This window comes from Zhengella mangrovi (assembly GCF_002727065.1).
GTDB lineage: Bacteria > Pseudomonadota > Alphaproteobacteria > Rhizobiales > Rhizobiaceae > Zhengella > Zhengella mangrovi.
On record NZ_PDVP01000002.1, the window covers coordinates 261,379 to 275,167 of the forward strand.

At 67.7% G+C, this 13,789-nt stretch carries 11 protein-coding genes; 9 read left to right on the plus strand and 2 right to left on the minus strand.

Features of this window, described 5'->3' with window-relative positions:
* Positions 1-13: 13 nt before the first annotated feature.
* Entirely contained in the window at positions 14-472 is a 459-nt protein-coding gene (locus CSC94_RS05095; RefSeq protein WP_099304450.1) for an Lrp/AsnC family transcriptional regulator, read from the plus strand.
* Between the two features lie 94 nt (positions 473-566).
* Here the strand turns inward: CSC94_RS05095 and CSC94_RS05100 are convergent, their stop codons facing one another.
* Positions 567-1,055, minus strand: a complete 489-nt coding sequence (locus CSC94_RS05100; protein WP_133122822.1) for a hypothetical protein — start codon at positions 1,053-1,055, stop codon at positions 567-569.
* A 442-nt stretch (positions 1,056-1,497) separates the two neighbouring features.
* On the opposite strand from CSC94_RS05100, the gene CSC94_RS05105 reads away from it, so the two are divergent.
* From CSC94_RS05105 to CSC94_RS05115, 3 genes are all read left to right on the plus strand, one after another.
* Positions 1,498-3,774: a mechanosensitive ion channel family protein gene (locus tag CSC94_RS05105; RefSeq protein ID WP_114647847.1), complete on the plus strand. Its 2,277-nt coding sequence runs from the start codon at positions 1,498-1,500 to the stop codon at positions 3,772-3,774.
* A gap of 115 nt (positions 3,775-3,889) precedes the next feature.
* Positions 3,890-5,107 carry an MFS transporter gene (locus CSC94_RS05110; RefSeq protein WP_245408262.1) on the plus strand — a complete coding sequence of 406 codons (1,218 nt, stop codon included), beginning with the start codon at positions 3,890-3,892 and terminating at the stop codon, positions 5,105-5,107.
* Positions 5,108-5,371: 264 nt separating this feature from the next.
* Positions 5,372-6,763: an MATE family efflux transporter gene (locus CSC94_RS05115; RefSeq protein WP_099304456.1), complete on the plus strand. Its 1,392-nt coding sequence runs from the start codon at positions 5,372-5,374 to the stop codon at positions 6,761-6,763.
* Positions 6,764-6,794: 31 nt separating this feature from the next.
* Here the strand turns inward: CSC94_RS05115 and CSC94_RS05120 are convergent, their stop codons facing one another.
* Positions 6,795-7,391: a TetR/AcrR family transcriptional regulator gene (locus CSC94_RS05120; RefSeq protein ID WP_099304458.1), complete on the minus strand. Its 597-nt coding sequence runs from the start codon at positions 7,389-7,391 to the stop codon at positions 6,795-6,797.
* Positions 7,392-7,478: 87 nt separating this feature from the next.
* Between CSC94_RS05120 and CSC94_RS05125 the strand changes: the two genes are divergently transcribed.
* From CSC94_RS05125 to CSC94_RS05145, 5 genes are all read left to right on the plus strand, one after another.
* A complete protein-coding gene (locus CSC94_RS05125) occupies positions 7,479-7,886 on the plus strand; it encodes a hypothetical protein (RefSeq protein ID WP_099305242.1) in 408 nt (135 codons plus the stop codon).
* Entirely contained in the window at positions 7,883-8,401 is a 519-nt protein-coding gene (locus tag CSC94_RS05130) for an anthrone oxygenase family protein (RefSeq protein WP_099304460.1), read from the plus strand. Before CSC94_RS05125 ends, CSC94_RS05130 begins: the two co-directional genes overlap by 4 nt.
* Positions 8,402-8,579: 178 nt before the next feature.
* Positions 8,580-10,592 carry a bifunctional DedA family/phosphatase PAP2 family protein gene (locus tag CSC94_RS05135; protein ID WP_165784322.1) on the plus strand — a complete coding sequence of 671 codons (2,013 nt, stop codon included), beginning with the start codon at positions 8,580-8,582 and terminating at the stop codon, positions 10,590-10,592.
* A 198-nt stretch (positions 10,593-10,790) separates the two neighbouring features.
* Positions 10,791-12,245, plus strand: a complete 1,455-nt coding sequence (locus CSC94_RS05140; protein WP_099304464.1) for an amidase — start codon at positions 10,791-10,793, stop codon at positions 12,243-12,245.
* Positions 12,246-12,268: 23 nt separating this feature from the next.
* Positions 12,269-13,783: a malonate--CoA ligase gene (locus tag CSC94_RS05145; protein ID WP_099304466.1), complete on the plus strand. Its 1,515-nt coding sequence runs from the start codon at positions 12,269-12,271 to the stop codon at positions 13,781-13,783.
* Positions 13,784-13,789: the final 6 nt, after the last annotated feature.

Here is a 13,789-nt window from a genome sequence, read left to right on the forward strand (position 1 = left end):
TCCAGTCTTCCGCATGGAACTGGACAACCGGGACAAGCGGCTACTGATGCTCCTGCAGCAGGATAGCCGTCTCACCAATGCAGAACTCGCCGAAAAGGTCGGCATGTCGTCGTCTGCCTGCTGGCGCCGGGTGCGCGCGCTGGAAGAGGCCGGCGTCATTGAACGGTACGGCGCGGTTATCCAGCCGAGACGCGTCGGCCTCTCGTTCCACGCGATCGTGCATGTGCAACTGTCGCGCCACGACCCAGACGAGATCGGTGCCTTCATCCAGGCGGTTTCCGCGCGGCGTGAAATCCAGGAATGCCACGCGACCACGGGCGAGGCCGACTATCACCTGCGGGTCGCCTGTGCGGATATCGATGCCTACAACCGGTTCCTCGACGATTTCCTGTTCCGGCTGCCGGCGGTGCGCAGCGCCCAGACGAACGTGGTTCTCAAGGAGATCAAGCGAGCCGGTATCGTGGCCCTCTGACAGGAAAACCGCCAGGACGCCGGCCCTGGCGGTTTCCGATCCCGCAGCCACCGGAGTCCGCGCGGCACCATCTGCCGCGCATCTCCGAAGAGCCTTATTCGCAAATGGTCAGCGGACCGATCTGGACGCATTCACCACGGCCGAAGCGCTCCGTGACGCGGCGGCAGAGACGCCTGTTCTCGCGGCGGAAGCGGCGATCCCGGCGGCAGCGGCGCGCCAGACGCTCACGCCTGAAGCGACGATCACGGCGGAAATCGAAATCCTCGTCGTCCCCGTCGTCCTGCAGATCGAAATCGCGGCGGCCCCGGCCACGGCCGTCACCTTCGAACTCATCGTCATCGCGGCGGCGCCTTCCATCACGGCGCTGGGCCAGCAGAACGTCGTCATCGCCAGCGGCGGGCTTCTTCGCCGCACCGTCCTGGCCACCCACGGCCGCATAAGCACGGTCGAACGCGGACGGGACGCAAACGGCACCCGCCACCGCCATCCCGCCAAGCACGAAACCACGGCGAGACAAACGGACATTCATCTCTTCTGCGGGACCCCGTGAACCAAGCAATTTCAACAAGATATCTCTGATCATGGCCGACTTCCAATCCGTTGGTTGCACGCTTCGATTATGCACTAATAAGTTTATTATATGACACTTGCAACCAATCGCCAAGTATTCATTTCTCACAATTTCAGCGGTCATCATTCTGCTTTTATTTCGACACTTTTTACTCGGATTCATGGGCGGCCAAAACAAGTATAGGCCGGGCACCTTTTTGAACCGCGCCGGTTCACTTCCAGGGCTAACCGCGGGGTGTCGCTGGCCTTGCGCCCCGGGTGCGTGACACGCGCCAGGCCTCCGGAAACCGGTGAAACCATGCCGATTTTCCTGTCCATTCGCATCGAATTTTGCTTTTTTCGAAATCGTTGTTGGAGTCAGGGGGTTGCGTTTGGCGATGGCGTCGAACACGGCAGGGAGCATCCGGGGGAATTACGGTCGGCGGCGACGCCCTGCTGCCCCTGACGTCGGGCGCGTGGCCGGTGGCGTCCTGTGTTTCCTTCTCCCGCTTCTCCTGGCATTCAGTGCCCGGGCAGCCGACGCGGGCAACTGGGCCGGCACCTGGGAGACGTTCTGGCGCGAAGGCGCCGCCGTCGTCATGCTGAAACAGGACGGCGACACGGTGACCGGCACCTACGAACCGGGCGGCGGCCGTATCGAAGGACGGGTGGAAGGCGACCTGCTCCGGGGCAGATGGATCGTCGACGACGCGAGCGGGCAGTTCGTCTTTGCCCTGTCCGGCGACGGGCAGACGTTTACCGGCCGCTTCGATTCCGGGGAATACTGGAACGGGCGCAGGGCTGGCGGCCAGGCGAGGCCGCGCCACCTGGATGCTGCGGACAACCCGCGCGAAACGCTCAAGACGCTGATCGCGGCCTTCAACGAGTATCTCGTGGGCGGCAAGATCGAGGCGCTGCGGTTCGCGCAATCCTTCCTGGCCTTCGAAGGCGAGAATGACGACACCCGGGGCCATAACCGCCGGCGCACGCTTCTGCTGGAGATCATCGAACTGTCGACCTTCCGGCTCTACGATGCGCCGCCGCGGCCCGCCGGCGACCAGGCCGGGTTCCAGATCTCGCCGGAGGGCACCGACGTGTCCTACACCCTGCGCTTCGTGCGCCAGGAAAACGGAATCTGGCGGCTCCTGGTAGAGGACGAAACGCGGCTGACGGCGGTCAGGGACCGGTTCCTGGCCGCGCTCGGGCGGCCAAGCTTCGCGGCCGCCAAGGAAGCGGCGCGGCATTCGCCCCGCGGTGTCATGCAACGCTTCATCTCGGGCGTTCACGACTGGGACGGCCCCGGCCGTGCCGAGGCCCTGTCCACCCTCGACCTGTCGTTTCTTCCCAAGCGTCTGCACGCGGCCGAGGGACCGGTGCTTGCCGACTACCTGAAGCAGGTCATCGACCGTGCCGGCTATGTCTTCTACCAGGAGATCCCCAACAATCCCCGGCAGACGACGCCCTATGTCCACTACACGCATCCGCTGGGCAACATCGTCATCGCCCGGCAGCCATCGACAGATGACCAGCCCGACCGCTGGGCCTTCAGCGCGGAGACGCTGCGCCGCCTGCCATCCCTCTACGTGGCAATGCAGAACCTGCCGCCCGCGCCGGGGCTGGCGCCACAGCCGCCGCTGACGCATTTCTTCGTGTTGCGCGAGCGCGTGCGCGAGGCATCTCCGGCCCTGCTGCACCGCGCCCTGCTGCTCGAAAACTGGCAGTGGATCGCGCTGGTGCTGCTGGCGCTGATCGCCACTGGCGCCGGCATCGTGGCGAGCCGGTTCACCGACTGGCAGTTGCACGGCCGCCAGAACGGCGAAACCCAGCTCACGGCGGGACAGTCGAGCCTGGTCCATGCCGTCGGCCTGACGGTCGCCAGCCTGGCACTGGCGGCCGGGATCGACCGTATCGGCATCCTCGAGACCGATCTCCGCTTCCTCTACCAGGTCGCGTCGGCCGGGGCGATCATCGGCGGGACGTGGATGGCCTACCTGATCACGGGCGCCGTCGGGGCCATCTTCGAACGCAGGGCGCTCGCGACGACGAGCTACGCCGACGAGATCGTGACCTCGCTGGCGGTGGGGATCATGAAACTGATCATCCTGGCGATCGGCCTGATGCTGCTGGCCGACACCGCGGACCTGCCTTACGAAGGCGTCCTGGCCGGACTGGGCGTGGGCGGCATCGCCGTGGCCTTCGCGTCGCGGGACACGGTCTCGAACATGATCGGCGGCATCCTGCTGATGACCGACCATCCCTTCAAGCGCGGCGACCTGATCGAGGCCCATGGCCATCTGGCCACGGTGGAAGCCGTCGGCCTGCGCTCGACACGGCTGAAGCGGCTGGACGACACGATCATGATCATCCCCAACTCGCAGCTCTCCGACCAGATCATCGTCAACTGGGGCCTGCGGCGGCGGCGGCGGGTGGACCTGTCGATCAGCCTGACCTACGACACGCCGCGCGAGCGGCTCGACACGTTCGTCCAGGCGCTGCGCGACCTCGTCCTGCGCCAGCCGCAGATCGATCCCGTGGACTGCTACGTTGGGCTCAAGGATTTCTCGGCGTCGGCGATCGAGGTCGAGTGCCGCTGTTTCTTCCGGGTGCCCGCCTACGAGGATCTCGTGGCCGCCCGCTCGGCCCTGACCGGCGACATCGTCGATCTCGCGCGCGATACCGGCGTGCAGTTCGCCTATCCGACGCGGACCATCCACGTGGTGCGGGAAACGCCGGAAGGCGATCGCCAGGCGTAATCGCCGGGCGTTCGGTCACCCGGAACGGGCCGCGCGCTTTATCGGGCTTTGACATGGCGGGCGCGCTGGCCTACCGGTCGTGCGACGTCCTTCTGCCCGGCCGGAGACCCTGCCCGTGAGCGCATCCGATCATCGCCCGCCGAGGAGCCGGGCTCTTCCCGCCGGGATCTGGGCGCTCGGCTTCGTCTCGCTGCTGATGGACGTCTCGTCGGAGATGATCCACGCCCTGCTGCCGGTCTTCATGGTCTCGGTGCTCGGCACGTCAACGCTGGCGGTCGGCATGATCGAGGGCGTGGCAGAAGCGACCGCGTCCATCACCAAGGTCTTTTCCGGCGCGATCAGCGACTGGTTCGCCCGGCGCAAGCCGCTTGCGGTTCTGGGCTACGGACTGGCGGCGCTGACCAAGCCGGTGTTCCCGCTGGCCATGACGCTGGACTGGCTGGTCGCAGCGCGCTTCATCGACCGGGTCGGCAAGGGAATTCGCGGCGCCCCGCGCGACGCGCTCGTTGCCGACATCGCGCCACCGGACATGCGCGGTGCCGCCTACGGGCTGCGGCAATCGCTCGACACGGTGGGCGCCTTCCTGGGGCCGCTGCTGGCCATGGTGCTGATGTGGTGGACGGCGGACAATTTCCGCGCCGTTTTCTGGGTGGCGGTGATCCCGGCGCTGCTCGCCGTGACGGTGCTGATCATCGCGGTCCGCGAGCCGGCGCGGAGCGCACCGCCGCGCCCGTCGCGCTGGCCGTTCCGGCGCGACGAGATGCGGTCGCTGGGGTCCACCTACTGGTGGCTCGTCGCCATCGCGCTGGTGTTCTCTCTGGCCCGCTTCAGCGAGGCCTTCCTCATCCTGCGCGCGCAGGCGGCCGGACTGGCGATCGCGCTCGTGCCGGTTGTCATGGTGGTGATGAACATCGCCTACGCCCTGTCGGCCTATCCGGCGGGCATCCTGTCGGATCGCGCCGGCCGCTTCGCCCTGCTCGGATGGGGGCTGGTGCTTCTCATCGTTGCCGATCTCGTGCTGGCGCTGTCGCGCGATCTGGTGGGCGTCGGCATCGGCGTGACACTCTGGGGGCTGCACATGGGGCTGACGCAGGGGATCCTGTCGGCCTTCGTCGCCGACGTCGCACCGCGGGAATTGCGCGGTACGGCCTTCGGCGTCTTCAACCTCGGGCTCGGGCTTGCCGCCCTGGTCGCCAGCCTCGTCGCGGGCGGGCTGTGGGACGTGGCCGGACCGGAGGCGACCTTCCTTGCCGGTGCGGGCTTCGCCGCCATCGCGATGGCCGGGCTGGCGGTGTTGCGGCGGCGGCTTCGTTCGACTGCAACGCCGCGCTGACGTGCCGCCTTCGCGCCGCGGCGGGGTACAGGGCGCAGGCCTTGCGGTTCAAAACACGGCGCCGGCGGGCAACCCGTGTCCATTGACTTTGGCCGCCAAGGCCCGTATGCGCAGTCCCGGCTGCAGACGCCCGCCCCCGCAGACGCCTCGCGTCATGGTCAAGTTCTGCCGAGATCGTTTCTCTGTCATTCACTCCGCGTCTCGCGCGGATGGCAACGCGGGCCCATCCCACAAGCCGAGAACGCACATGAGGAATGCAGAACCATGTCCGTTCCATCCCGAAACATCTACCTTGGCGGCCCGATGCCCGCCATCTATGCCCGAACCGCCCTGCCCATCGTCTTCATGATGACGGTGAACGGGCTCCTGACCGTCACCGATGCCCTGTTCCTCGGCCATTACGTCGGCGAGAGCGCGCTTGCCGCCGTCACGCTGATGTTTCCGCTGTTCATGATGATCGTGGCCTTCGCCACGGTCGTGGCCAGCGGCATGTCGAGCCTGCTCGCCCGCATGCTCGGCGCGGGGAACTTGGAGGATGCGCAAACCGTCTATGCCAGTGCCCACTGGCTGGCCCTGGCGGTCAGCGGCGTGCTCATCGCGCTCTACCTGCTTTGCGGCCCTGCCGCGGTTCTGATGGCGGCCGGCGGCAATGCCGGTCTTGCCGCCGACGCGACGGTCTACATCCGCATCCTGGTGCTGTCGTCGCCGCTGATGTTCGTGCTGTCGGTCAATTCCGATGCACTGCGCAACGAAGGCAGGGCCGGAACCATGGCCGCCATGAGCCTGCTGGTCTCGGTCGCCAACATCGGCTTCAACTGGCTGATGATCGCCGTCCTGCAGCTCGGGGTCGCGGGATCGGCGTATGGCACGGTCGCGGCGCAGGCGCTCGCGCTCGTCATCGTGATGGCCTACCGGGCGAGCGGGCGCGCACCGCTCACGCCGGGCATGATCGCGCGCCAGGTCACGCGGCGCCACTGGTCGCGCATGCTGGCGCTCGGGGCGCCGCAGAGCCTCGGCTTCATCGGCATTTCGCTGGGCTCCTCGGCCATGCTCGCGGCCCTTCAGATGACCGCCAGCGCGGACTATGCCGTCTCGGCCGCCGCCTACGGCATCGTCACGCGCATCATGACGCTCGCCTTCCTGCCGCTGCTCGGACTGTCGCAGGCGATGCAGGCGATCACCGGCAACAACCACGGTGCCGGCCTGGCGCCGCGGGTGGAGAAGAGCCTCGGCTTCGCCGTCGTGACGGCGCTGGCGTTCTGCGCATGTGTCGAGGCCGTCCTCATCGCCTTCGCGCCCGCCGTCGGCCGCGCCTTCGTCGCAGACCCGCAGGTCGTCGCCAAGGTCGCCAGCATCATGCCGGCGATGGTCGCGCTGTTCCTGCTGGTCGGTCCGCAGATGATGATCGCGGCGCATTTCCAGGCCACCGGCGATGCCGGCCGCGCGGCGATCCTGCAACTGGCCAAGCCCTACCTGTTCGCGGTGCCGATGACCTTCGTTCTGGCCGCCATGGCCGGCGAACGGGGGATCTGGTGGACGGGGCCTGCGGCCGAACTGCTGCTGCTGGGCCTCGCGGCCATCGTGCTGGTTCGTGGCGCACGCATCCATTCGCTGCGCTGGGGCCTGTTCGCGGTGCCGATCCGCCCAGCGGCCTGAGCCTGCGGCCTTCCGGACCCCGGAAACCCGATCAGGCCAGGAGCCGGGCAAAGCGCGCCAGCGCCTGCCCGGCCCTCTGCTGGCAGTATTCCGCGGACGGTTCGGGAAGGCGACCAATCACCCGGCGGATCTGGAGGTCGCCGACCAGCAGGTCGAGAAAGAGCGCGGCCGTTTCACCGGGGTCCCCGAAGGCAAGCTGACCGCGCTCGCGTGCATCCTCGAGCACGCGTTGGATCAGCGGCATCACGGTCTCGCGACCGGCCGTCGAGATCGTTTCGCCCAGTTCCCCGCTCGGATCGGCCGCAGCAGCGCGGTTGAGCGCAACGGCCCGGTTGCCAAGCAGCAGGGACAGCAGCTTCGGGCCCAGGCGTTCCAGGGTCTTCAAAGGCGCCTGCCCGGAGGCCAGTTCCAGTTCCAGCAGCGAGCGGACCTCGTCGGCATTGCGCATCACCAGCGCCTTGAACAGGCCCTGCTTGTCGCCATACCAGTTGTAGAGCGTCTCGTTCGATGCCCGGGCACGGCGCGCCACGCCCAGCATGGACGTGCCGGAATAGCCCTTTTCCTCCAGCACCTCGTAGGCCGCCTTCTCGATTTCTTCCTGCCGCCGTGACCTGGTTTTGTCGCGCATGGCTTCCCCGTTCCGTGTTGACAGAAACCGTAATCATGGTTACGGAAAATAGCAACCGTAATCACAATTACGCCAAAGGAGATGACCATGGCAAACCACGAACGGACCGTTACCGCCGCGTTGCTCGTTCTCATCGTGCTGCATGTCACCATGCTCGGCGCCCTGTTCGCCGCCGTGCCCCCTCACCCGCCGTTCGCGACTCCGCTGTTCGGAATCGCGCCCTTCGTCGGCGCCGTCATCGCCGTGGCCGGCGCTGCCATCGTGCTTGGCTCCCTCGAATCGACAGCCGGGCGGCGCCTCAGCCTGCTGGCCACCCTGCTCGCGCTGGTTTCGTTTGGCCCCCAGAAATATCTCGATGGCCAGTTCCACCTCATCTGGCCGGCGGTCCTCTGCGCGCAGGCTGCGGTCGTGACCATCCTCGTGCAGGCCGGCCGGTCCTGGCTGGAAGGCAGGAAGCGGGACGGCGTTTCGTCCCGGGTCCGGGGAGCGGCATGATGCGGCGCCTTCTTTCCCTTTCGGCCTTCGGATCGCTGCTCGCCAGCGGCGCCATCTTCGGATTCTTCTACGCGTGGGTCTGCTCGACCATGTGGGGGCTCGATGCCGCCGATCCGAAGGTCGCGATCGCGGCCATGCAGGCCATGAACGCCTCGGTGCGCAATGCCGTGTTCTTCCCGGCCTTCTTCCTGACGCCGGTCATCATGCTCGTCACGGCGCTCATGGCCTTCGTGCTGGACCGCAGACGGTCCTCGCTGTTCCTCGCGGCGGGCGCGGCGGTGTACGTGCTCGGTGCCTTCTTGCCAACGGCAACCATCAACGTGCCGATGAACGAGACGCTCGGGGCAATGCCCGTTCCGCAGGACGGGCAGGAAGCCGCCGCCCTGTGGCAGGCCTATTCCGCGCGCTGGCAATCCTGGAACGTGCTGCGCACGGTGGCCAGCGGGGCCACCCTCCTCCTGACCGGGCTTGCAATGCTGCACCTGAAAGGCAGTACCAGACCGGCAAGCGCCTGATCGTCACGTTCCGTATTGACCGGGTCCGGTCGGCTTTTTCTTGCAACGGCCCGGCCGATCCGTCTATTGGCAGCCTGCGGGAGGCGGCCGCACCCTGCACCACCTTCGCGGGAACCGGCCGGCCCGGAAACCAACCCAGATCCGGCGGCGCCAGCCGCCGGGTGCCCGGAGACGTCACGTGCTGACACATTACTTCCATCTCATCGTCAGCTACATCGGCGATCATCCCACGGCCGCCATCGCGATCATCTTCCTGATCTCGGCGGGTGAAGCGCTCTTCATCGTCGGCCTCTTCGTGCCGTCGACGGTCGTGCTTGTCGGGGCCGGAACGCTCGTCGGTCTCGGCAAGCTTTCGTTCTGGCCCCTCTATGCAGCGGCCACCCTGGGCGCCGTCGTCGGCGATGCCGCCTCCTACTGGATCGGCCATGTCTACAAGGAGCACGTACGCCAGGTCTGGCCCTTCAGCCGCTACACCGTGCTGCTCGATCGCGGCGAATCGTTCTTTCACCGCCACGGCGGCAAGAGCGTGTTCATCGGGCGGTTCATTCCGGGCGTGAAGGCGGTCGTCCCCGGCATCGCCGGGATCGTGGGCATGAGCCCGGTCCGCTTCACCGCCATCAATGTCATCTCCGCGCTTGTCTGGTCGGCCGCACACCTGCTGCCGGGCATGGGTCTTGGCCGTGCCGTCGACGTGACCGCGACGGCAAATCCGCGCCTGCTCGAACTGCTGCTGATCCTGCTGCTCGCTACCGGGCTTGTCTGGTACGCGACGAAATTCGCCTTCTTCTGGCTGCTGCCGCACCTCGACCGGCTGCGGCTCGCCATCCTGAAACGGCTGGAAACGAGCCGGGTGCCGGGTGCCGTCCTGCTGCGCCGGCTGGTGTCCAACGACGACGGCGTCCTCGTCCCCTTCCTGCTCGGCACCGTGGCCGCGGCCGGCCTCGTCGGCTTCGCCCTGGTCGCGGCCCAGATGCTGTTCGACCCGGCCTTCGTGCGCTCGGATGCGGCCATCAGCGGCTACCTGCAGACGCTGCGGACCCCGCTTTTCGATCGCGTGATGATCTCGGTGACGATGCTTGGCGATGCCAGCGTGCTGACCCCGGTTGCGGTGGCCATGGTGGCGGCAATCGCCTGGAAGCGGCGCTGGCGGCTGGCCGGTGCCGTGACGGTCGCCTTCGTCAGCGCCCTGGTCTTCGTGCCGACCATCAAGACGATCATCCAGCGCAGCCGTCCCATTGCGCTTTACGACGGCGCGGAGAGCTGGAGCTTTCCGAGCGGTCACGCAACGCTGTCGGCCACGATCATCGGCATCACGGTGCTCATCCTGGCCCACGGCTTCGCGCTGCGAACCCGTTTCCGCATCTACCTCGCCGCGGCGCTGACCATCGGGCTGATCGGCTTTTCCAGGCTCTATCTCCGCGCGCACTGGCCGAGCGACGTCGCCGCCGGCCTGCTGTTCGGCGGATCGATGGTGTTCCTCATGGGCCTGCTGCTGCACGGGCGCTCGCTTGCCGGCGTGTCGCGCACGGCCGGTCTTGCCGTCCTCGCCGCCGTGGCGATCGCCTATCCCCTGCATCTGCGCAAGGATTTCACCGCGGCCATCGCCGCCTACGCCCGCACCGAGACCGTCCGGCCGGTTCCCGAGCCGGCCTGGCTGGCCGATCCCGCGGCCCAGGCGGCGGCGAGGCGCATCCTCCTCGATGGCGACTACGGCGAAGCGCTTTCGCTGCAGACCGATCTCGCGCCGGCCGCGATCGCGAAGGCGCTGTCGGCCAGCGGATGGGGCGCGGCAACCGGCGGTCCGGCCGGCAACCTCGTCGATTCCGTTCTGCCGGCCAAGGCGTCGGCGGCGGCAATCACGCCCCTGCCCCTCACCCACCGCGGCAATCCGCCGGTGGCGGTCTTCACCCGCGCCATGGCTGACGGCATGGTCCTGGTGCTGCGGTTCTGGCACACCGACGTCGCCATCGCGGACGCGACGGCCGATCCCAAGCCGCTTCTTGCTGCCTCGCTGACGCGCCAGTCCAGCCGTCAGCTTCCCTTCGGGCTGACGCTGCCCGATGGCGAATCGCTTGACGATGCAATGGCGCGGACGGTGATGACCGACGTCGCCGACACGCTGGCCGGCACCGCCGGGACCACGGTGCGCCGGTCCGGCGACCTGCTGCTGGTTCCCTCCGGCCGGCCCTGAACCGACCTGCGGCGGACGCCAAGCGCTGCAACCGGGAAAAGCCTGCTTGCACTGCAGGACCCTCGGCGGGCAAGATGACCGCCGGTTCCCGTTCGCGCGCAGGGAGGAGGCGTCCGATCATGGTCCAGCGGCTGTTCCGGCCCCGTTCCGTTGCGCGTCGATCGTGGTGACCCCGCCTGAAACCAGGGAGGTCCATCGATGACCCGTCCGCAACCGGACTATACCGGCCCAGACCTCTGCGCACTGCCCGCGCGGGAAGCCGTGAAGCTGCTGAAGACCCGGGAACTGGCGCCGGGCGACCTGCTCGACGCCGCGCTCGACCGGATCGCGCAGGTGGAGCCGGCAGTCAACGCGACCGTGACCGTCTGCGAGGAGCGCGCGCGCCGCGCCATCGGCCGCCTTGCCGAGGACGAGGCGAGAAACGGCGACGAACCGGGATGGCTGGCCGGCCTGCCGATCACCATCAAGGACCTCACCATGGTTTCCGGTGTGCGGACCACCTATGGCAATGTCGCGTTGAAGGATTCCGTGCCGGACCAGAACGATCCGCTGGTGGAGATGGTCGAGCGGCGCGGCGGACTGGTCATCGGCAAGACCAACACGCCGGAATTCGGCGCCGGGGCCAACACGTTCAACGACGTCTTCGGCTTCACCCGCAATCCGTGGGATACGCGCAAGAATGCCGGCGGCTCGTCGGGTGGCGCAGCGGTTTCGCTGGCGACGGGCGAATGCTGGCTGGCGCAGGGCTCGGACCTGGCCGGGTCGCTGCGCACACCGGCAGGCTATTGCGGCGTGGTGGGCCTGCGGCCATCGCCCGGGCGCTGCGGTGGCGGCCCCGCGGCAACAGCCTTTGCCATCGAGGGCATTTCCGGGCCGATGGCGCGCGACGTCCGTGATCTCGCCCTTTTCCTCGACGCCATGGCCGGGTTCATCCCGGAGATGCCGACCACACTGGAAGCTCCGCGCGAGCCGTTCCAGGCGGCGGTCGCACGCGCCGGCGGCACGGTGCGCATCGCCTTCTCCGACGACCAGGGCGGTTTCGCGCCGGTGGAGCGGGAAATCCGCGCGGTGCTGTGCGGCGCGATGGACCAGGTGGCGGCGGCCGGCCACGTGGTCGAGGATGCCTGTCCCGATCTGCCCGGCCTCCACGAGACCTACGTGACGCTGCGCGGCATCCACTACGGTTCGGTCAATGCCTTCCTGCCGGCCGACGTACAGGCGCATTTCAAGCAGACGCTGCGTGAAAACACCGATTTCGGGCGGTCGCTCACCACGGACCGGATCTATGCCGCAATGCGCCAGCGGTCGGTGCTCTACCAGGCCATGCGGATCTTCCTGCAGGGCCACGACGTGCTTGCCATCCCGGTGACTGGACTGGAGCCCGGCATGGTGGAAGAGGAATTTCCGCCGTCGGTCGACGGCGAGCCGGTGGCCGACTATGTCGACTGGCTGCGCTTCTCCTTCCTCGCGACTACGACCGGCCTGCCGGCAATCGTGCTGCCGGCCGGGTTCACGGCTTCGGGCATGCCCGTCGGCATCCAGCTCATCGGACCGCCGCGCGGCGAGGCCCGCCTGCTGCAGGTCGCCCGCGCGGTGGAGGAGGCCGTCGCCTTTCCCCGCACACCGATCGACCCGATCATCCGCCACACCTGACCTTTCAGCCAACCGGAACATCCATGCCGAACCTGCTCTATGACCGCCTCTTCGCGCCTCACGAAACCAGCGCCAAGCCCTTCCTGATCCTGCCGGACGGCCGCGAGATCGCCTATCGCGACTTCTTGGCGACAACCGCGCGCTTCGCCCATGCGCTCAGGGCCTGCGGTGTCGGCGTGGGCGACCGCGTGGCGGTGCAGGTGAAGAAGTCGCCCGAAGCGCTGGCGGTCTACGCGGCCTGCGTGATGGCGGGCGCCATCTTCCTGCCGCTCAACACGGCCTACACGGCGAGCGAGGTGGCCTATTTCGTCGGCGACGCGCAGGCCCGTCTCCTCGTCTGCGACCCCGCGTCGTCCGACAGCCTCGACCCGGTCGCGCGGGACGCTGGCGCCCGGTTGATGACGCTCGACGCCGCCGGCACGGGCAGTTTCGCGGACCTGGCGGCAGACCAGGCAGACCGTTTCGAGCCTGCGGATCGCAGCGCCGGCGACCTGGCCGCCTTCCTCTACACATCGGGGACGACGGGCCGGTCCAAGGGCGCGATGCTGACGCAGGACAACCTGCTGTCCAACGCGGAATCGCTCGTCGACTACTGGCGCTTCACGGAAAGCGACGTGCTGCTGCACGCGTTGCCGATCTTCCACACGCACGGCCTGTTCGTGGCGACGAACGTGATCCTGCTGGCCGGCGGCTCGATGATCTTCCTGCCAGGCCCGGATCTCGACCTGATGTTCGCCGCCATGCCACGGGCCACAAGCATGATGGGCGTACCGACCTTCTACACGCGCCTCCTCGGCGACGCCCGGCTGACGCGCGAGGCGGTGGCGCACATGCGCCTGTTCATCTCCGGGTCCGCCCCGCTCCTGGCCGAGACGCACGCGGATTTCGAATCCCGCACCGGTCATCGCATCCTGGAACGCTACGGGATGACGGAAACCAACATGAACACGTCCAATCCCTACGACGGGGAGCGGCGCGCCGGCACGGTCGGCTTTCCGCTTCCCGGCGTGGACCTGCGCGTCGCGGATGCGGAGACGGGCAAGGTGCTGGAGACGGGCGAGATCGGCGTGCTGGAGGTCAAGGGCCGCAACGTCTTCAAGGGCTACTGGAACATGCCGGAAAAGACGGCGGAAGAGTTCCGCGCCGACGGGTACTTCATCACCGGCGACCTCGGCGTAATCGACGCGGACGGCTATGTCTCGATCGTCGGGCGGGCCAAGGACCTGATCATCTCCGGCGGCTACAACATCTACCCCAAGGAAATCGAGCTGGCGCTGGACGAGGCACCCGGCGTCAACGAAAGCGCGGTCATCGGCGTGCCGCACCCCGATTTCGGCGAAGGGGTGATCGCGGTGGTCGTGCCAAAGGCGGGCGCGGCACCGGACGAGGCCGCACTGATGGAAGCGATTGCGCCCGGGCTTGCCCGTTTCAAGCAGCCCAAGCGCATCTTCCTGGCCGATGAACTGCCGCGCAACACGATGGGCAAGGTGCAGAAGAACCTGTTGCGCGACCAGTACAAGGCGGTGTTCACCGGCTGAGCCGGC